This is a genomic window from Sphingobium yanoikuyae, assembly GCF_034424525.1.
Lineage (GTDB): Bacteria > Pseudomonadota > Alphaproteobacteria > Sphingomonadales > Sphingomonadaceae > Sphingobium > Sphingobium yanoikuyae.
Genome location: NZ_CP139979.1, coordinates 2,846,383 through 2,864,645, shown reverse-complemented (window position 1 = coordinate 2,864,645; position 18,263 = coordinate 2,846,383). Strand labels below are relative to the sequence as shown.

Genomic DNA, 18,263 nt, shown 5'->3' with positions numbered 1-18,263 from the left:
GCGACGATGCAAACCGTATTGTTGGCAGGAGGACTGGGATCTCGTCTGTCCGAGGAAACCGTCCGCATCCCAAAGCCGATGGTGGAGGTGAATGGTCGCCCGATCATGATGCACGTCATGGATATCTACAGCCATTTCGGACAAAAGGATTTTGTCTTGGCTTGTGGGTACAAGTGCATGACGATGAAGGCGTTCTTCAACAATCTTCATCTGATGAACAATGATTTCACGGTCACGCTGGGCACCGGGCAGATGAACCTGCGCCCGTGCCGCAGCATGGACTGGAACGTCTCGGTCGTCGACACCGGCGAAACCACCATGACCGGTGGACGCATTGGCCGGTTGCGCGACTGGCTCGGCGACGAGCCGTTCATGGTGACCTATTCGGATGGCGTGGGGAATGTCGACATCGACGCCTTGCTCGCATTCCATCGTGCCCATGGCAGGATCGCGACGGTGACGGCGGTCCAGCCGCCAGCCCGTTTCGGCAATCTGGACCTGGAGGATGATCGCGTCGCCCGGTTCACCGAGAAGGTGACAAGTTACGAAACCTGGATCAACGGCGGGTTCTTCGTCTTCGAGCCGGGCATTTTCGACTATCTGGGCGACGATACCGAGCCGCTCGAACAATCTCCGCTTGCCCGGCTCGCAGCCGATGGGGAATTGTTTGCCTACAAGCATCGCGGTTTCTGGCACCCGATGGACACCATACGCGATCGCGATCAGCTCGAAAGGCTGAGCGCTGAGGGCACGCCTCCCTGGCTTCAGTTCGAAAATGCGCATGGCGCGGAACTGCGGCCGAAAATCTATGCCTGATCCTGCCGGCATTTCCGATCGGATCGCCACCGCCTTTGTCGGTCGGCGCGTCCTCGTCACCGGGCATAGCGGCTTCAAGGGCGGCTGGCTGTGCCTTTGGCTCGCGCATGTCGGGGCGATCGTCAGGGGCATTTCGCTGCCACCGACGGGATCGCGCTCCTTCTATGCGGCGGCGGGCATCGCCGAGCGTATCGATAGCCGCTTCGCCGATATTAGGGATGAGGCCGCCCTGCGCGCCGCCGCCCGGGACTTCGATGCGGAGGTCATATTCCATCTGGCGGCACAGCCGCTTGTCCGCCGATCCTACGCGGCACCCGCCGATACGTTCGCGACCAATGTCACCGGCACCGCCCATGTGCTGGATCAGGCGCGGACCATGCCTTCGCTCAAGGCGGTGATCGTCGTTACCAGCGACAAATGCTATGAAAATCACGACTGGTCCTGGCCCTATCGGGAAAATGACCGACTGGGCGGCACCGACCCTTACAGCGCGTCGAAGGCCTGCACTGAACTGGTCGCGCAATGCTATCGGCGCAGCTGGTTCTCCGATCCGGATGGGCCGATGCTGGCGACCGTGCGGGCCGGCAATGTGATCGGCGGCGGCGACTGGGCGGAGGACCGACTGATACCCGACATCATCCGTGCCGCCGCCGCGCAAAATCCGATGATCATTCGCAATCCCCTGAGCATCCGTCCCTGGCAGCATGTGCTGGAACCGCTCTCGGGCTATTTGCTGGTTGCGGAACAGATGCTGGCCCGCACCTCTGCCGCCGCCGAAGCCGCATGGAATTTCGGCCCGTCGGACAATGATGCGGTGACGGTAGAGCAACTGGCGCGTGCGCTGATCGCAAGTGCGCCGGAACTGGACCTGCCGATCCGCTTCTCCGCCGACAGCAACGCCCCGCATGAAGCGCGTACCTTGCGGCTCGACAGCAGCATGGCGGCCAATGTGCTCGGCTGGCGCGCCTGCCTTTCGATGGCCAGCACCATCCGCCTGACCGCCGACTGGTACACGCACTATCTGCGGGGAGACGCCGATATGGCCGCCTTCTCGTGCGCGCAACTGGCGGCCTATCTCGATCTGCGTACCGCCGCCCATTCGGAGGAGCTTCTGCAATGCACGTAAGTTACGGAAAGAGCGTCCATGGCGAGGCCGAAATTGCCGCCGTGGTGGAAGTTTTGCGGTCCTCCACGCAGATGGGCGAGAAGGTGCGCGCGATGGAGGCACGCGTCTCGGCGCTGTTTGCCAAGCATCACGGGCTGATGGTCAATTCCGGTTCTTCGGCCAATTATCTGGCCATCGAACTGCTCGGCTTGCCGGCCGGGAGTGAAGTCATCACGCCGGCCCTGACGTTTGCCACCACCGTTGCGCCGATCGTCCGGGCCGGGCTGGTGCCGGTGTTCATTGATGCAGAGCCGGGAACCTACAATATCGATGTCGCGCACATCGAAGCGATGATCGGTCCCCAGACCCGGGCGATGATGATCCCTTCGCTGATCGGCAATCTGCCCGATTGGGATGTGCTGATGGACATCGCCAAACGCCACGAGCTGATGCTGGTGGAGGATAGCGCCGACACGCTGGGCGCCACATTGCGCGGCAAGAGCACCGGTACGCGATCGCATATCAGCACCACCAGCTTCTATGGCTCGCATGTCATCAACGCTGCGGGCAATGGCGGCATGATCTGCGTCAACGATGCCGAAATGGCACGCAGGGCGCGACTGCTGCGCTCCTGGGGACGCACCTCGTCCTTGTTCGTCGACTCCGAAGCCGCGGAAAACCGCTTCGGTGTGCAGGTCGATGGCATCGAATATGATGCGAAATTCCTGTTCGAAGCGCTGGGCTTCAACATCGAACCTTCCGAAATGGGCGCGGCGTTCGGTCTCGTGCAGCTCGACAGGCTGCAGGAGAATATTGCCGCCCGCATCGCCAATTTTGCGCGGCAATATGCGTTCTTCGCCCAATATGAAGACTGGTTCGAACTGCCCCGTCAGCTCGATGAGTCCGTCACCGGCTGGCTGTCCTTCCCGCTGACCGTCCGGGAAAATGCGCCTTTCACGCGGCGCGAGATGCAGATGTGGATGGAGGGCTGGGACATCCAGACCCGCCCTGTCTTCACCGGCAATATCCTGCGCCAGCCGGCCATGCGTGGCGTGACCTGCCGTACGGAAGAGGGCGGCTATCCGGTTGCCGATGCCGTGATGCGCGGCGGCATATTGCTGGCCTGCCATCATGGGCTCGACGAGGCGCAGATCGACTATCTGCAACAGACCTTCGCTGCCTTTGCCGATCAGCAGGCGGGGCCGCGCGCGCGCTCCGCTGCGGTCGCTTGAGGAGCGCAGGCCCATGCGCGCCCTGCTGGTCGGCGGAGCAGGCTTTATAGGGTCGCATCTGGCACGACGCCTTTTCGCCGAGGGGTGGGAGGTGCATGTCCTGCTCCGCCCGGATAGCGATGGCTGGCGACTGGGGACGCTGCCCGACGTGACGCAGCACCGGCTCGCCCTCTCGCACGGTCCGGCCTTGCAGGCCTGTATCGCGGATAGCGCGCCGACCCATATCTTCTGGCTGGTGGGCAATACCGCGTGGCGTCATGATGGTGCGGTGACGCAGGCCGGCGCATCGGTCGAGACGCTGGCGGGGTTCCTGGCGCTGCTCGAAGCCGCGGCACGGACCGGGCGACCACCGCAAATGGTCGTTCGGACGGGATCGATCGCGGAATATGGCGCGCAGGCGGTGCCGTTCCGCGAGGATCAGCGGGAGCGGCCGCTGACGGCCTATGCCGCATCGCTCACCGCCGCCACCTATTATGCCCAGGCACTGGCCCGCAACCTGCCATTCCCAATTGTGACCGCGCGACTGGCGCTGGTCTATGGGCCGGGTCAGGCCGCCGACTTCCTGGTTCCCGCCCTGATCGGGGCCTGCATCGCCGGCCGGCCGATCATCCTCAGCCGGCCGACGGACAGACGCGACCTGATCCATGTCGGGGATGCCGTTGATGCCCTGCTGTGTATCGCGGAAAGCAATGTGCGCGGCGGAACAATCCTCAATGTCGGTTCAGGCACGGATGTGGCTGTCGGTGACCTGGCGGATCGCGTGGTCGGCCTGACGGGAGCGAATCCGCAACTGGTCCGCCGCGAGACGATCGATGATCCGGTCACCTTGCGCCTCGCCGTGGAGGCGCTTGCCATGAACCTGGGCTGGCGGGCGCGCATCATGCTGGATGACGGGCTGGAGAGAACCATCTCCGCCGTCCGCGCCAGCAAGGCGGTGCAGGCATGAAGATGGAAGGGCCCTTGCGAACCCTGGTCTCGGTCGTGGTGCCGGCCTATAATGAAGAGGATAATGTCGAACGCTGCTATCGGGCGATCGTCGATGTATTCGTTGGGCTGCCCGATTATGATTATGAGATCATTTTCACCGACAATCATTCGACGGATCGCACGTTCGGGCTTCTTGCGCGGATAGCGGCCGTCGATCACAACGTCCGGGTCATCCGCTTTTCCCGCAATTGCGGTTATCAGCGATCGGTGCTGGTCGGTTACAAGAATGCAAGCGGCGAATGCGCAATCCAGCTCGATTGCGATCTTCAGGATCCCCCTGCGATGATACCGCAGATGCTGGCGCGCTGGCGCGAGGGGCATCAGGTCGTCTATGGTATCCGCCGCTCGCTGGGCGATGGCCCGGCGACCCAGTGGGCGCGGCGCCGTTTCTATCGGATCATCAATGCGGTCAGCGAGGATGATCTGCCCATCGATGCCGGCGAGTTCCGCCTGGTGGATCGCCGCATCCTGCAGGAACTGGCCGCCGTCGCCGACACCACGCCCTATGTGCGCGGGCTCATCAGCGCGATGGGCTTCTCGCAGGTCGGCATCGAATATGACCGTGGCATGCGTCAGGCCGGACAGAGCAAATTCTCGCTATGGCCGATGATCGGGCTGGCGGTGGATGGTCTGCTCAACCATTCGCTGCTGCCATTGCGGATCGCCTCGCTCGTTGCCCTGCTGGTGGGCAGCACCACTTTCCTCCTGACCTTCGTCTATCTGCTCTGGCGCCTGACCATCGGCGCGGGATGGCCGGCCGGTTTCGCGACGACGACGGTACTGCTTCTGATGTCGATCACGCTCAATGCGATGTTCCTGGGCATACTCGGCGAATATGTCGGCCGCATATTCCTGCAGGTAAAGCGCACCGCAGCGCCGCCGGTCGAGTTCGCCCTCAACCTGCAACCACGATCGGCCCGGGAAGCGGCAGGTGGGATCGCGCCGTCATGAGCGCGCGATGGCAGGCCATGCGCTTCCTGTTCGCCGGTGGTGGCGCGACGCTGACGGATGCCCTGCTCTATCTGGGATTGACGGGGCAGGGGCTGGATGCGCGGCTGTCCAATATCCTGTCCTATGGCGGTTCGGCGATCCTTGCCTTCCTGCTCCATCGCCATTGGACCTTCAGGGCACGGGAAGGGGTATTGCTGTCACAGGGCGGGCGTTTCGTGCTGATGGTCCTGGCCGGGCTGGTGCTTTCGACGCTTCTGGTCTGGCTGTTCGCGACGCCGATCGGTGCGGTGCCGGCCAAGGGCCTGGCCATCTGCGCCACGCTCTGTCTCAATTTCCTGGTATCGCGCCTCTTCGTCTTCGCCGCGCCCGGCCGATCATGACGGCGGGAGCGATGCGATGGCGCGACGGGAAGAAGGGGCGGCAAGAGGGAAAGTCACGATGTGGATCATGACCGCTGCCGCTGCTGCCGCCGGCCTTGCCGTCACAACCGCGCTGATGCTGCCAGGCCCCCAGGCGACTGGCCAGTCGGGCGCGCAATCCTCCTCCTTCAACAGCGACAATTGCGAAGAGACCGTGCCGCGCACGAGCGGGCAGGCGGCATTCCCCACGGCGGAAGGCTTTGGTCGCTTTGCCAAGGGCGGACGCGGCGGGTTGGTCTATCTGGTGACCAGCCTGCAGGACAGGGGACCGGGAACGCTGCGCGAATGTGCCGAGGCGTCGGGGCCGCGGACCTGCGTCTTTCGTGTCAGCGGCACGATCGTCGTCGACGACTGGATCAAGGTGATGCAGCCCTATCTGACGATCGCCGGACAGACCTCTCCGGGGGGCATCGCCATCCGCATCCGCAATTCGCTCAATTCACCGATGCTGGTGCAGACGCATGATGTCGTCATCCGCCACATCCGCCTGCGTCCCGGCGCATCGGCCAAGGCCTCCGATAATGTCGACACGATCCAGATCAGCGGCGCGGCCCATGACGTGATCCTCGATCATCTGTCGACCTCCTGGCCGACGGACGAGGGTATCAACATCGTCGGATCGGGGGATGTACCCTTTCCCTGCGGCGAGACGCGCGACATCAGCGTGCAATGGTCGATCCTGTCCGAAGGGCTGAATGACGCCAATCGCGGGCCGCACAGCCGGGGCAGCTATTTCGGCTATGGCGCCCGCAATGTCAGCTTCCATCACAATCTGATCGCCAGCAATGTGCGGCGCAACCCGCTGGTCAACCTGCGCGGCAATTTCGACATGATCAACAATGTGATCTACAATTCGCAGCAATATAATGGCGAATTTTACACCCGCTTCGGGGCACTCGCGATCAACATGATCGGTAACGTTGCGGTCGTGGGACCATCGTCGCAAAAGACCAATCAGCTCTATCTGGCCGCCTATTTTCGCGATTATCCCGCGCCGTTCGATATCTATGTCCGGGATAATGTCGACATCCACCGTCCTGCCAACAGTGGCGATCAGCGGCTCGTCATGCCTTCGCGCGACTGGCAATATATCCGGGCTGCACCAGTCTTTCCGGTGTCGCTGTCGCCTGCGGCCATCACCGGGCCGGGGCAGGCCTATCGCGACATCCTGGCTTTTGCCGGCGCGACCAGGCCGGTTCGCGATACCGCCGATAAAAGGCTCCTGAACGACATGGCGGTCTGCAAGGGGCAAATTCTCAACGCGCCGTCCCAGGTCGGTGGCTGGCCGGTCCTGCCGGGTGGCGCCGCGCCAATGGATCAGGACAAGGATGGCATGGCCGACAATTGGGAGAGCGCGCATGGCCTGTCGCCGGCGGACGGGCGCGATGGCGCACAGATCGCCTCCGACGGCTATTCCAACCTCGAACATTATCTCTCCTCTCTGGCAGGCGACGATATCGTGCAGCGCGCGCCTTCGGCCATGCTGCCCGATCCGACCTGTGGCTTTGCGATCAAGGATGTCGGCCCCTTGCCCGAAATCAGCATCAAGGCGCAGCCGAGCCAATTGGCGGCGGCGGGGACGACGACGCTCAGCTGGACCGGCCAGAACATCAAGAGCTGCAAGCTGCTGGGGCTGGGCGTTCCGGCTAACGGATCGCGGCAGGTGACGGCGGCCCGGACCACGACCTACCAGATTGCCTGTATCGGCCCCCAGGGGGGCGATGCGATCGATACGGTGGTGGTGCGGGTCGGTCCTTAAGTAAATCTCCTAAAGGGGTAGGGTGGGCCTATCCCGATGGCATGATTCCACCCGGAATTTTCATGTCGTCGGCTTCTGCGCTGCGTTAGCCTTTCGCGATGGCGGGCGGACTGGGAAGCGCGCCTGTCCAACCGCAATCGGTGAGAGGAGTGCCACGGGCCATGGCGACGGGAGCCTATTTGCTGGGATCCAGCGAGTTCCGCATCAATTCGGTTCTGAGCGGCATACAGACCGATGCTTCGGTTGCGGCGCTGTCCTCCGGCGGGTTTATCGTCACCTGGACCGACGCAAGCAGCGACGGCAGTGGAACCGGCATCCGGGCCCAGCGCTATGATGCGAATGGCGTGGCGGTCGGCAGCGAATTCCAGGTCAACAGTTCCACGCTCAATGCACAGGATTCCTCCGCCGTCACGGCGCTGGCTTCGGGTGGCTTCATCGTCACCTGGACCGACAATAGCGGTCAGGGCGGCGATGCCGACAAGACCAGCGTCAAGGCGCAGATGTACGCCGCCGATGGTACCAAGGTCGGCGGTGAATTCCTGGTCAACAGCACCACCCAGATGGGACAGTCCAATTCGGTGGTGACAAGCCTGGCCTCGGGCGGCTTTGTCATCAGCTGGGTCGACGCCAGCGCCACCGCGCCGGACAACAAGGGCACGGGCGTCCGCGCCCAGATCTATAATGCCAGCGGCGCGAAGGTCGGCGGCGAATTTCTCGTCAACAACACCATCACCAACAGCCAGCTCTCACCCGCGATAACCGGTCTGGCCTCGGGCGGCTTCGTGGCGACCTGGGTCGATTACAGCGCGCTGGGCGGCGACAGTTCGGCGACCAGTATCAAGGCCCAGCTCTTTACCGCCAGCGGTGCCAAGGTCGGCGGCGAATTCCTGGTCAACAGCGCGACGGCAGCGACCCAGGACCAGCCGGTCATCACGTCCCTCTCGAACGGTGGCTTCGTCATCGTCTGGCGCGACCTCAGCCTTCAGGGAGACGGTAGCGCGTCGGGCATCAAGGCGCAGATCTATGACGCCGCCGGCAATCGCGTCGGCACCGAAATGCTCGTCAACAGCACCACGCTCAATTCGCAGGACCAGCCCACGGTGACGGCCACGGTCGATGGCGGCTTTGCGGTCAGCTGGCGCGACAACAGCATCCTCTCATCGGACGCAAGCGGCTTTGGCATCAAGACGCAGATATTCGATGCCTCTGGCGATCGGCTCGGCGGCGAATTCCAGATCAACGGCATCACCGCAGGCAATCAGGAAATGCCGACGATCGTCGCGCTGCAATCCGGCGCGCTGCTGGTGACATGGACCGATTATAGCGGCCAGAGCGGCGACAGCGATGGATCGATCAAGGCGCGGATACTGACCCCGACCACCGCCGCGATCAGCGATCTGACCCTGTCCAATACGACCCTGTCGGAAACTGCGGTCGAAAATACCAGCATCGGCAGTCTCAGCGCCAATGGCGCATCCAATGCAGTCTATAACTACCAGATACTCGATGATTCCACCGGCGGCGCCTTTGCGGTCTACAAGGACAAGCTGGTGGTGCAGGACAGCCTGTTGCTGGATTATGAGACGTCCACCCAGGCGACCCTGACCATCCGCGCCACCGATACGTTCGGCAACAGCTTCGACAAGGTGGTGACGCTCAACCTGGCCGATGCCGTCAATGAACAGCGCTATACCGGCGGCACCGAACAGCTTGCCAACAGCATGACCACCGGAAGCCAGCAACAGGCTTCGGTCGTCGGTCTTGCCGATGGCCGCTACGTGATGGTGTGGAGCGATGGCAGCGCGCAGGGAACGGATACCAGCGGCAGCGGTATCAAGGCGCAGATCGTCGACGCCAATGGGGTCAAGGTTGGATCGGAATTTCTGGTCAATGTCGCGACCCTGAACGGCCAGGACAGTGCCGTGGTTGGCGCGCTCGCGTCGGGCGGTTTCGTCGTCAGCTGGGTCGATGCCAGCCTGACGGGCGGCGATGCCTCGGTGTCCAGCATCAAGGCACGCGTCTATGATGCCAGCGGCAATGCGACCGGCACCGAATTTCTCGTCAACACGGCCACCGCCAACGCCCAGCGCACACCCGCGATCACCGCGCTTTCCTCGGGCGGCTTCGTCATCACCTGGGCCGATTCCAGCCTGCAGGGTGGAGACGCCAGTTCGACATCGGTCAAGGCGCAGGTCTATGATGCCGCTGGCAATCGGCTGGGCACGGAATTGCTGGCCAACACCAACACCGCCAACGCGCAGGATACGCCGGTGGTGGCTGCACTGTCCAACGGCGGATTCGTTGTCAGCTGGCATGATTCCAGTCTTTTGGGCGGCGACAACAACAAGGACGCGGTCAAGGCCCAGATCTTCTCGGCCAATGGCAGCAAGGTTGGCGGCGAATTTCTCGTCAATACGACGACCGCCGGCAATCAGCAGCAGCAGGCGATCATCGGCCTTGCCAATGGCGGTTTCGCCATTGTCTGGGCCGACAATAGCGGCGTTGGCGGCGACAATGACTATTATGGCCTGAAACTGCAGATATTCGACGCCAGCGGTGCCAAGGTCGGCGGCGAAAAACTGGTCAACACGACCGTAGCCGGCGGCCAGTTGGCGCCCAGCATCAGCGCCATGGCCGGCGGGAATATCATGGTCAGCTGGTCCGACTATAGCGGCGCGGCCACAGAAAATGGTACCGCAGGGATCAAGGGGCAGATTTTCGACATCAACGGCGCCCGCATTGGTGGCGAGTTTCTCGTCAATACCGAATCCCTCGGTGCTCAGGCCGATCCGGCGGTCGCCGGTGGCACCGATGGCGGCTTCGCGCTGGTATGGACCGATTATAGCGGCCAGGGCGGCGACAATCTGGGAACATCCGTCAAATATAAGCTGTTTGAACCGCTCGGCCCGCAAGGTGGCCCACCCGCGCTGATCGCCACGGCGGACACCGTGGCCGGCGTGGAGGATCAGAGCATCACAATCCTCGCCTCGACCCTGCTCGCCAATGATGTCGATGCGGAGGGGTTGCCCATCTCGCTGGTCGGTGCATCGGCGATTTCCGGCGGCACGATCAGCCTCGATATCGACGGCAATATCGTTTTCACCCCCTATGCCAATTTCAGCGGCACGGCACTCTTCTCCTACGAGGTGGTGAACACCGTCGGGGTCGATGCGACCGGGCGGGTGAGCGTGGTCGTGGCCGGCGTCAATGACGCTCCCACCGCGAATGCCGACACTGTCAGCGTATCGGAGGATGGCTCCACCTTCTCGTCGGCCACCTTGCTGGCCAATGATGTCGATCCCGATCCGGGCGATGTGCTGACGCTGCAAGCCCTGCCGGCGACCACCGCCAACGGTGTCGCGCTGACCCTGTCGAACGGGACGATCAGCTATGCGCCCGGTTCGGCCTATCAGTCACTGGCCGTCGGGCAGAGCGTCACCGATTCCTTCACCTATACGGTCAAGGACAATGCCGGCATGCAATCCAGCGCCACCGTGACGCTGACAGTGATGGGCGCCAATGATGCGCCGACGACGCTGGCGCTGACCGGGAACATGGTGAATGAAAATGCGGCCAACGGCACGGCCATAGGCACATTGAGCGCAAGCGACATCGATAGCGGCGATGTGCTGACGTTCAGCCTGACCAACACGGCGGGCGGACGCTTTTCGGTGGATGGGGCAACGGGGCTGATATCGGTCGCCAATGGCAGCTTGCTCGATTATGAAACGGCGACCTCCTACCAGGTGGTCGGCCGCGTGACCGACAGCCAGGGTGCCTATGTGGAATCGAATTTCACCATCGGCCTCAACAACATGCCAGAGCCGAAATATTTTATCGGCGACAATGGCGTGAATATCTTCACCGCTGCCACCAACGATCTGTGGACAATCAACGGGCTGGGCGGGGCCGATGTGCTGACCGGCAATGCCAGCAGCGACATCCTCTACGGCGGTTCGGGGAATGACACGCTCGACGGCGCTGGTGGCGCCGATATGCTCTATGGCGGCATCGGCAACGACATTTTCTATGTCGATAATCTGGGCGACCGGATCGTCGAATATTATGGCGAAGGCACCGACATTGCTTATGCCAGCGTCGATTTTACGATGGAAGACAATCTCGAAAAGCTGACGCAGACCGGCTCGGCCAATATCGCGGTGGTCGGCAATGATTTCGCCAATACCCTGACCGGCAATGGCGGCAACAATCTGATGCGCGGCAGCCTGGGTGGCGATCTCATCGTTGGCATGGGCGGCGATGATGGCATCTATGGCGAAGACGGCAACGACTTCCTGCAGGGTAATGACGGCAATGATCTGCTGGTCGGCGGCGCTGGCCTCGATGAACTGACCGGCGGGGCAGGGGCGGACAGCTTCCTGTTCGATTCGCTGACCGTATCGGCCGATCGCGACACGGTGAAGGACTTTGCGCCGGGCGAGGACATGCTCGTTTTCGCGCGCAGCATCTTCACCGCCTTTGCCTCGATGCCTAGCGGAAGCCTGCCGTCATCGGCCTTCTATGCCGGAACCGCGGCAACCGCACCGGACCAGTATCTCATCTACAACAAGTCGACCGGCGCGCTTTATTACGACGCCGACGGCTCCGGCTCCCAGGCAATGGTCCAGGTCGCCTTCCTCAGCACAAAGCCGACGCTGACGGCCCAGAATTTCGGATTGGCCTAGCACTCGTCTGACAAGGGGGGGAGGAGATGCAGCGCCGCTTATTGCGGCATTGCCGGCGCAGCACCAGGTCCGGTAAAGCTGCGGGCGCACGGCGTGAATGCTGCATCCGTCGGCGGCAAGGTGAGCACATGCAGAGCCGGCCGGCTTATCGAAATCAGGCGTGTCTACGGTGAGAACGGGACAGTAGATCATGCAATCGCCACACGTCCGGTCAGGCAGGACAGAGTGGCTTCCAGATCTGTATCCGTGTGCATCCCGCAGGGGGGGAGGCGGTGTCGGTTGCGTTGGTCGAGATCATGGCGGACATATGCATCGCGATGCTCGTCGATAAGGGCGATTATCGTTTGAACGGGCGGTCGAGCGCCGCCTGAGCAAAATATGCCGACGCTTTACGCAAGATCTCATTGGCTGGCCACAGTTCGCGGCCTAGGCCTCCATCCTGCGCGATTCCAGACAGGCAAGGTCAATCACTGGCAAACAGCGGCCATCCTGAAAATGGCGAAAATCAAGGGATTTTTCAATCAACTGCGGCCTGCGCCAAACAGGATTTTGGAGCGGGTGAGGGGAATCGAACCCCCGTCGTCAGCTTGGGAAGCTGCTGCTCTACCATTGAGCTACACCCGCGTCTGGACCGGCCATGGCATGGCCATGGGGCGCGGTCAACGGGGCTTGGGGCACGCGCGCGAAATTAGCCGACCTGGCGTTTCGCCAGCTTGCGGGCGAGGGTGCGGCGGTGCATCCCCAGGCGCCGGGCGGTTTCGGAGATGTTGAAGTCGCAATCCTTCAGTACCTCATGGATATGTTCCCATTCCAGCGTCTTGATCGATGTCGGGCGCGGCGCCAGCGGTGCGGCGGGGTCGCCGCCCGAGCGGGCGAAGGCGGCTTCGATATCGTCGGTGTTGGAGGGTTTCGCCAGATAGTTGGTCGCGCCGAGCTTGATCGCCTCGACTGCGGTGGCAATGCTGGCAAAGCCGGTCAGCACCACGATCAGCATGTCGGGATCATGGGCGTGCAGCGTCTGGACGCAGACCAGGCCCGATTCCGGGCCGAGCTTCAGGTCGACCACGGCATAGCCGGGGCGGTTGTCCTTGAGCACGTCCTCCAGCGCGCCATGGCTGGCGGCGGTCAGCACCTCATAGCCGCGCCGCTCGAACGAACGTTTGAGGGTCTTTGCAAAGGCCTCGTCATCCTCGACGATCACCAGCAGCCGTTCAGCCGTCATCTTCGCTGTCACTTTCCTCTTCCAGTGCGACCGTATCGAGCGGCAGGCGCAGCAGGATCAGCGCGCCGCCATCGGCGCCATTGCTGGCCGATACGCTGCCGCCCAGCTTGCGCACGACATTGACCACAAGGAAGAGGCCGAGGCCATGGCCTTCCTTGCCCTTGCTGGAGCGATAGGGCTTGCCGAAATCCTCCAGCATCGCCTGCGAAAAGCCGCTGCCATTGTCGCGCACCGCGATGTTGAGCGAGGCGCTGTCGCGTCCGACCAGCAGGTCGATATAGGTGGCGCCGGCCTCGCGCGCATTGTCGAGCAGATTGCCGACCGCCTGGCGGATTACCGGGTCGGCGATGATGCGCGGATAGTCATGCGGGCCGAAGTCGCAGCGCAGCGGCATGCCCGGATTGGCACGGCGCCATTCCGCCGCAATCCCCTCTATGAAGTCGCGGACATTGGTGACGGCCGGTGCCTCGCCCCGCGCCTCGCCCGAGGAAAGGAGGATGCCGGTGACGATCGCCTTGCAGCGCAGCACCGCGCTCTGCATCTCGCCCACTTCCTCGACCAGGGCGGGATGCTCGGTGATTTCGGGCATGCGGCGCCAGTCGCCCAGCACCACGGCGAGCTGGGCGAGGGGGGTGCCCAGTTCATGCGCCGCGCCCGAGGCGAGCAGGCCCATGCGGACGATATGTTCCTCCTCCGCCGCATGCTGGCGCATGCTGGCCAGATAGGCTTCGCGCGCCTGCAGGTTGCGGTTGATCCGGGTGATGAACAGCACCAGCAGCACCGCGATCATGGTGAAGCAGATCCAGGTGCCGATGATATGCAGGTCGAACAGCCGGCCCGCCAGCCGGTCGCTCAGGTCGAGCGGGCGATAGTCGAGTGCCAGCAGGCCGGCGCACAGCGCCGACACGGCGGTGATGCCCCAGGCGCTCGCCCGGTCGAGCAGCAGCACGCCGAGCGCGACCTGGAGCAGATAGAGCGAGACGAAGGGATTGGTCGCGCCGCCCGACAGATAGAGCTGGGCGGTCAGCAGCAGCACGTCGAACAATAGCGACACCGACAGTTCGGCGCGGGTGATGTCGGTCCGGGGGCGCAGCGCCGCAAAACTGGCGGCGTTGACCAGCACGGCGACGGCGGCGACCAGCAGCATCGGGGCGAGTGGCAGGCGCACCCCCATCAGGAACTGGACGATGAGGATCGTCACCAGCTGCCCGGCGATCGCGATCCAGCGCAGCTGGATCAGCAGCGCCATATTCTTGCGACCGGCGGCATCGGCAGGCCACTGGCTGGGTAGCCAGCGGCGCCTGACGGCTTGGGTCTCGCTCATTCGGCGCTGTCTTCTGGATCCCGACGCATGAGGAAGATGTAGGCGCCTGCGACCATCGCCGCCAGTATGAACCAGGTGATGGCATATTGGAGATGGTTGTTGGGGAAGCGGACGACGGTCAGGCCGCCGACCGGCGCAGTGTCGGGCGCGCAATTAGCGCCGGCATCGACGAAATAGTCCGCGACCGGCGGGGCGACATGCTGCGCGGCGGCGATCGCGGCGACATCGCGCGAATACCAGCGGCCGGCGGCGGGATCATTGCTGCGCAGGAAACCACCCTTGGGCTCGGTCAGGCGCAGCAGGCCGAGGATCTGGACCGTGTCTTGGGGGCGGCTGTAGCGGGTGCGATTGTCCTGCGGCACGAAGCCGCGATTGACCATCAGGGTGAAGCCGGCGTCGGTCACCAGCGGCGTCATCACCCAGAAACCGGGGCCGCGCACCGTGACGGCCTGGGTCAGCACTGCCTTGTCATGCAGGAAACGGCCCGATGCGGTGACGCGGCGATATTCGTCGTCGCTGGTAATGCTGCGGGGGGCGGGGACGGGCGCAGCATGGATGCGGGCGTCGACCCGTGCGATCAGGTCGCGCTTCCAGGCGAGGCGATAGACTTGCCAGCTGCCGAGCGCGCAAAGACCGGAAAACAGGATGAGGGCGATCAGCGTCAGGCCGATCGTAAAGCCCGGGGAGCGCCGGCGGCGCCCCCCGATCTTCGCGGATGTCACGGCATCTCGCTCATATTGTGCATCGCCGACATGTCGGCGTGCGGCATCATGTTCGCGTTGAGGTGGAACATGACCCACATCGAACCCGACAGCACGATGACGACCAGGACGATGGTCAGCATCATCGCCATGAACGACCAGCCGCCTTCGACGCGGGTGTTCATGTGCAGGAAGTAGATCATGTGGACGATCACCTGCACCGCGGCGAAGGCCATGATGACGATGCCGGTCAGCTGGGGATTGCCTAGCACGCCCGACATCACCAGCCAGAAGGGAATGGCCGTCAGGATCACCGACAGGCCGAAGCCGATCATGTAGCTGCCGAAGCTGCCATGCGATCCTTCTTCATGATGGTCATCGTGATGATCGTGCCCATGTCCGTGGGCGTTGTGGCTATGGACAGCGTCGCTCACCGCAGGACTCCCATCAGATAGACAAAGGTGAAGACGCCGATCCAGATGACGTCGAGGAAGTGCCAGAACATCGACAGGCACATCAGGCGACGCTTGTTGGCCGGGATCAGACCCTTCTTGGCCACCTGCACCATCAGCGTGATCAGCCAGATCGAACCGAAGGTGACGTGCAGGCCGTGGGTCCCGACCAGGGTGAAGAAGGCCGACAGGAAGGCCGAACGCCACGGACCCGCGCCCTCATGGATGAGGTGCGAGAATTCGTAGAGTTCGATGAACAGGAACGCCCCGCCGAACAGGAGGGTGACGAACAGCCAGCCCTGGGTGGCGCTGATCCGGTTCTTTTCCATCGCCAGCATGGCGAAGCCGTAGGTGATCGACGAGAAGAGCAGCATCGCGGTGTTGAGCGCGATGAGCGGCAGGTCGAACAGATCCTTCGGGCCGGGGCCGCCGGCGAAGCTGCCGCCGAGCACGGCATAGGTGGCGAACAGGATGGCGAAGATGAGGCAGTCGCTCATCAGGTACATCCAGAAGCCCAGCATGGTGCTGTGGCCTTCGTGGAGGTGCGGCTCCTCGGGCAAATGATATGCCCGAGGTTCCGTGGTTGCAGTTGCGCTGCTCATGTCAGTCAGACTCCAGCGGCGAGGATTCGCGTGCGCTCTTCCTCGGTGCGCGTCACATCCTCGACGGGGATGTAGAAGTCGCGCTTGTAGTTGAAGGTGTGGCCGATGGCGACCGCGACGATGCCGATGAAGCTGAGGCCTGCGAGCCACCAGATGTACCAGATCAGCGCGAAGCCGCAGAGCGTCGACAGGGCGGCAAGGATGACGCCGGCGCCGGTGCTGCTGGGCATGTGGATCGCCTGATAGCCGGTCAGCGGACGCTGATAGCCATTCTTCTTCATGTCCGCCCAGCTGTCGGCGTCATAGACGACCGGCGTGAAGGCGAAATTATACTCCGGCGGCGGCGAGCTGGTCGCCCACTCCAGGGTACGGCCATCCCACGGATCGCCTTCGACCTTCAGTTCGTCGCGCTTCCAGATGGAGATGGCGAACTGAAGCAGCATCGCACCGATACCGGCCGCGACGATGGCGGCGCCGATCGCGGCGATGACGAAGTAGATCTGCAGCGACGGATCGTCGAACACGCGCATGCGACGCGTCACGCCCATCAGGCCCATGATGTACAGCGGGGTGAAGGCGAGCCAGAAGCCGACCTGCCAGCACCAGAAGCTGACCTTGCCCCAGAACACGTTCAGCTTGAAGCCGAAGGCCTTGGGCCACCAGTAGTTGATCGCCGCGAACAGGCCGAACAGCACGCCGCCGATGATCACGTTATGGAAGTGCGCGATCAGGAACAGCGAGTTGTGCAGCACGAAGTCCGCTGGCGGAACGGCGAGCAGGACGCCGGTCATGCCGCCGACCGTGAAGGTCAGCATGAAGGCGACGGTCCACATCATCGGCAGCTCGAAACGGATCTTGCCGCGATACATGGTGAAGAGCCAGTTGAAGAGCTTCGCACCCGTCGGGATCGAGATGATCATCGTCGTGATGCCGAAGAAGCTGTTGACGCTGGCGCCCGAGCCCATGGTGAAGAAGTGGTGCAGCCACACGAGGTAGGAGAGCACCATGATGCAGCAGGTCGCGTAGACCATCGAGGTGTAGCCGAACAGGCGCTTGCCCGAGAAGGTCGAGGTGACTTCCGAGAAGACGCCGAACAGCGGCAGGATGAGGATGTAGACTTCCGGGTGACCCCAGATCCAGATCAGGTTCACGTACATCATCGGGTTGCCGCCGAAGTCGTTCGTGAAGAAGTTGGTGCCGGCATAGCGGTCGAGCGACAGCAGGACCAAAGTGGCGGTCAGGATCGGGAAGGAGGCGACGATCAGGATGTTCGCGCAGAGCGAGGTCCAGGTGAACACCGGCATCTTCATGAGGGACATGCCCGGCGCGCGCATCTTCACGATGGTCGCGATCAGGTTGATGCCCGACAATGTCGTGCCGACGCCTGCCACCTGCAGGGCCCAGATATAATAGTCGACACCCGTGGCCGGGCTATAGTCGATCCCCGAGAGCGGCGGATAGGCGAGCCAGCCGGTCTGGGCGAATTCGCCCAGGAACAGCGAGGCCATCACCAGCACCGCGCCGCCCGTGGTCATCCAGAACGAGAAATTGTTCAGGAAGGGGAAGCTGACGTCGCGGGCGCCGATCTGCAGCGGGACGATATAGTTCATCAAACCGGTGATGAACGGCATCGCCACGAAGAAGATCATGATCACGCCGTGGGCCGTGAACACCTGGTCATAGTGATGGGCGTTGAGGTAACCCTCGGACCCGTTGAAGGCGAGCGCCTGCTGGAGGCGCATCATGACGGCGTCGGCAAAGCCGCGCAGGAACATGATGAGGCCCAGCACCATGTACATGATGCCGATCTTCTTGTGGTCCACGCTGGTGAACCATTCCTTCCAGAGATAGCCCCAGAGCTTGAAATAGGTCAGCGCCGCAACGACGGCCGCGCCGCCCAGCACCACCGCGCAGAATGTCGCGACGACGATGGGTTCATGCCATGGGAACGCGTCCCATGTCAGACGACCGAAGATCATCTGTGCTGTTGTGAGTGTACCGGTCATGT

General features: G+C 63.0%; 14 protein-coding genes, 1 tRNA gene and 1 other annotated feature. Of the genes, 8 read left to right on the top strand and 7 right to left on the bottom strand.

The annotated features are described in order from the left end of the window. Positions 1 to 6: 6 nt before the first annotated feature. The 8 genes from rfbF to U0025_RS13155 all read left to right on the top strand — a co-directional run bounded on the left by rfbF (position 7) and on the right by U0025_RS13155 (position 11,954). Positions 7 to 816, top strand: a complete 810-nt coding sequence (rfbF, locus tag U0025_RS13190; RefSeq protein ID WP_004207856.1) for a glucose-1-phosphate cytidylyltransferase — start codon at positions 7 to 9, stop codon at positions 814 to 816. Then, complete coding sequence (rfbG, locus tag U0025_RS13185; protein ID WP_004207855.1) at positions 809 to 1,942, top strand: CDP-glucose 4,6-dehydratase; 1,134 nt, start codon at positions 809 to 811, stop codon at positions 1,940 to 1,942. The genes rfbF and rfbG overlap by 8 nt, the downstream gene beginning before the upstream one ends. Continuing rightward, positions 1,933 to 3,153 carry a DegT/DnrJ/EryC1/StrS family aminotransferase gene (locus U0025_RS13180; protein ID WP_004207853.1) on the top strand — a complete coding sequence of 407 codons (1,221 nt, stop codon included), beginning with the start codon at positions 1,933 to 1,935 and terminating at the stop codon, positions 3,151 to 3,153. Before rfbG ends, U0025_RS13180 begins: the two co-directional genes overlap by 10 nt. Positions 3,154 to 3,166: 13 nt before the next feature. After that, the gene (locus U0025_RS13175; RefSeq protein WP_004207852.1) at positions 3,167 to 4,099 is read left to right on the top strand and encodes an NAD-dependent epimerase/dehydratase family protein; all 933 of its coding nucleotides are present in this window, start codon (positions 3,167 to 3,169) and stop codon (positions 4,097 to 4,099) included. After that, positions 4,096 to 5,091 carry a glycosyltransferase family 2 protein gene (locus U0025_RS13170; protein WP_004207851.1) on the top strand — a complete coding sequence of 332 codons (996 nt, stop codon included), beginning with the start codon at positions 4,096 to 4,098 and terminating at the stop codon, positions 5,089 to 5,091. Before U0025_RS13175 ends, U0025_RS13170 begins: the two co-directional genes overlap by 4 nt. Further along, entirely contained in the window at positions 5,088 to 5,471 is a 384-nt protein-coding gene (locus U0025_RS13165) for a GtrA family protein (protein ID WP_004207850.1), read from the top strand. The genes U0025_RS13170 and U0025_RS13165 overlap by 4 nt, the downstream gene beginning before the upstream one ends. A 58-nt stretch (positions 5,472 to 5,529) precedes the next feature. Further along, entirely contained in the window at positions 5,530 to 7,269 is a 1,740-nt protein-coding gene (locus tag U0025_RS13160; protein WP_004207848.1) for a pectate lyase family protein, read from the top strand. Between the two features lie 161 nt (positions 7,270 to 7,430). After that, a complete protein-coding gene (locus tag U0025_RS13155) occupies positions 7,431 to 11,954 on the top strand; it encodes a beta strand repeat-containing protein (RefSeq protein ID WP_004207847.1) in 4,524 nt (1,507 codons plus the stop codon). Positions 11,955 to 12,251: 297 nt separating this feature from the next. Then, positions 12,252 to 12,337 (bottom strand) — a sequence feature (AL1L pseudoknot). A gap of 167 nt (positions 12,338 to 12,504) precedes the next feature. On the opposite strand, the gene U0025_RS13150 is transcribed toward U0025_RS13155, so the two are convergent. From U0025_RS13150 to cyoB, 7 genes are all read right to left on the bottom strand, one after another. Continuing rightward, positions 12,505 to 12,578, bottom strand: a tRNA-Gly gene (locus U0025_RS13150). Positions 12,579 to 12,642: 64 nt separating this feature from the next. Then, positions 12,643 to 13,176 (bottom strand): response regulator transcription factor, encoded by a 534-nt coding sequence (locus U0025_RS13145; protein ID WP_004207846.1) that lies wholly within the window; start codon positions 13,174 to 13,176, stop codon positions 12,643 to 12,645. Then, positions 13,166 to 14,500 (bottom strand): ATP-binding protein, encoded by a 1,335-nt coding sequence (locus U0025_RS13140; RefSeq protein WP_004207845.1) that lies wholly within the window; start codon positions 14,498 to 14,500, stop codon positions 13,166 to 13,168. The genes U0025_RS13145 and U0025_RS13140 overlap by 11 nt, the downstream gene beginning before the upstream one ends. Then, the gene (locus tag U0025_RS13135) at positions 14,497 to 15,222 is read right to left on the bottom strand and encodes an SURF1 family protein (protein ID WP_004207844.1); all 726 of its coding nucleotides are present in this window, start codon (positions 15,220 to 15,222) and stop codon (positions 14,497 to 14,499) included. The genes U0025_RS13140 and U0025_RS13135 overlap by 4 nt, the downstream gene beginning before the upstream one ends. Further along, on the bottom strand, positions 15,219 to 15,635 hold the full coding sequence (cyoD, locus tag U0025_RS13130) for a cytochrome o ubiquinol oxidase subunit IV (RefSeq protein WP_004207843.1): 417 nt from the start codon (positions 15,633 to 15,635) through the stop codon (positions 15,219 to 15,221). The genes U0025_RS13135 and cyoD overlap by 4 nt, the downstream gene beginning before the upstream one ends. Next, a complete protein-coding gene (gene cyoC, locus U0025_RS13125) occupies positions 15,632 to 16,255 on the bottom strand; it encodes a cytochrome o ubiquinol oxidase subunit III (protein ID WP_004207842.1) in 624 nt (207 codons plus the stop codon). Before cyoC ends, cyoD begins: the two co-directional genes overlap by 4 nt. A 5-nt stretch (positions 16,256 to 16,260) precedes the next feature. Next, on the bottom strand, positions 16,261 to 18,261 hold the full coding sequence (gene cyoB / locus U0025_RS13120) for a cytochrome o ubiquinol oxidase subunit I (protein ID WP_004207841.1): 2,001 nt from the start codon (positions 18,259 to 18,261) through the stop codon (positions 16,261 to 16,263). Positions 18,262 to 18,263 lie beyond the last annotated feature (2 nt).

Excerpts from the sequence above, each read along its gene's own strand:
- rfbF (WP_004207856.1), top strand. The coding sequence starts at position 7 with ATGCAAACCGTATTGTTGGCAGGAGGACTGGGATCTCGTCTGTCCGAG.
- rfbG (WP_004207855.1), top strand. The coding sequence starts at position 809 with ATGCCTGATCCTGCCGGCATTTCCGATCGGATCGCCACCGCCTTTGTC.
- U0025_RS13180 (WP_004207853.1), top strand. The coding sequence starts at position 1,933 with ATGCACGTAAGTTACGGAAAGAGCGTCCATGGCGAGGCCGAAATTGCC.
- U0025_RS13175 (WP_004207852.1), top strand. The coding sequence starts at position 3,167 with ATGCGCGCCCTGCTGGTCGGCGGAGCAGGCTTTATAGGGTCGCATCTG.
- U0025_RS13170 (WP_004207851.1), top strand. The coding sequence starts at position 4,096 with ATGAAGATGGAAGGGCCCTTGCGAACCCTGGTCTCGGTCGTGGTGCCG.
- U0025_RS13165 (WP_004207850.1), top strand. The coding sequence starts at position 5,088 with ATGAGCGCGCGATGGCAGGCCATGCGCTTCCTGTTCGCCGGTGGTGGC.
- U0025_RS13160 (WP_004207848.1), top strand. The coding sequence starts at position 5,530 with ATGTGGATCATGACCGCTGCCGCTGCTGCCGCCGGCCTTGCCGTCACA.
- U0025_RS13155 (WP_004207847.1), top strand. The coding sequence starts at position 7,431 with ATGGCGACGGGAGCCTATTTGCTGGGATCCAGCGAGTTCCGCATCAAT.
- U0025_RS13145 (WP_004207846.1), bottom strand. The coding sequence starts at position 13,176 with ATGACGGCTGAACGGCTGCTGGTGATCGTCGAGGATGACGAGGCCTTT.
- U0025_RS13140 (WP_004207845.1), bottom strand. The coding sequence starts at position 14,500 with ATGAGCGAGACCCAAGCCGTCAGGCGCCGCTGGCTACCCAGCCAGTGG.
- cyoC (WP_004207842.1), bottom strand. The coding sequence starts at position 16,255 with ATGAGCAGCGCAACTGCAACCACGGAACCTCGGGCATATCATTTGCCC.
- cyoB (WP_004207841.1), bottom strand. The coding sequence starts at position 18,261 with ATGACCGGTACACTCACAACAGCACAGATGATCTTCGGTCGTCTGACA.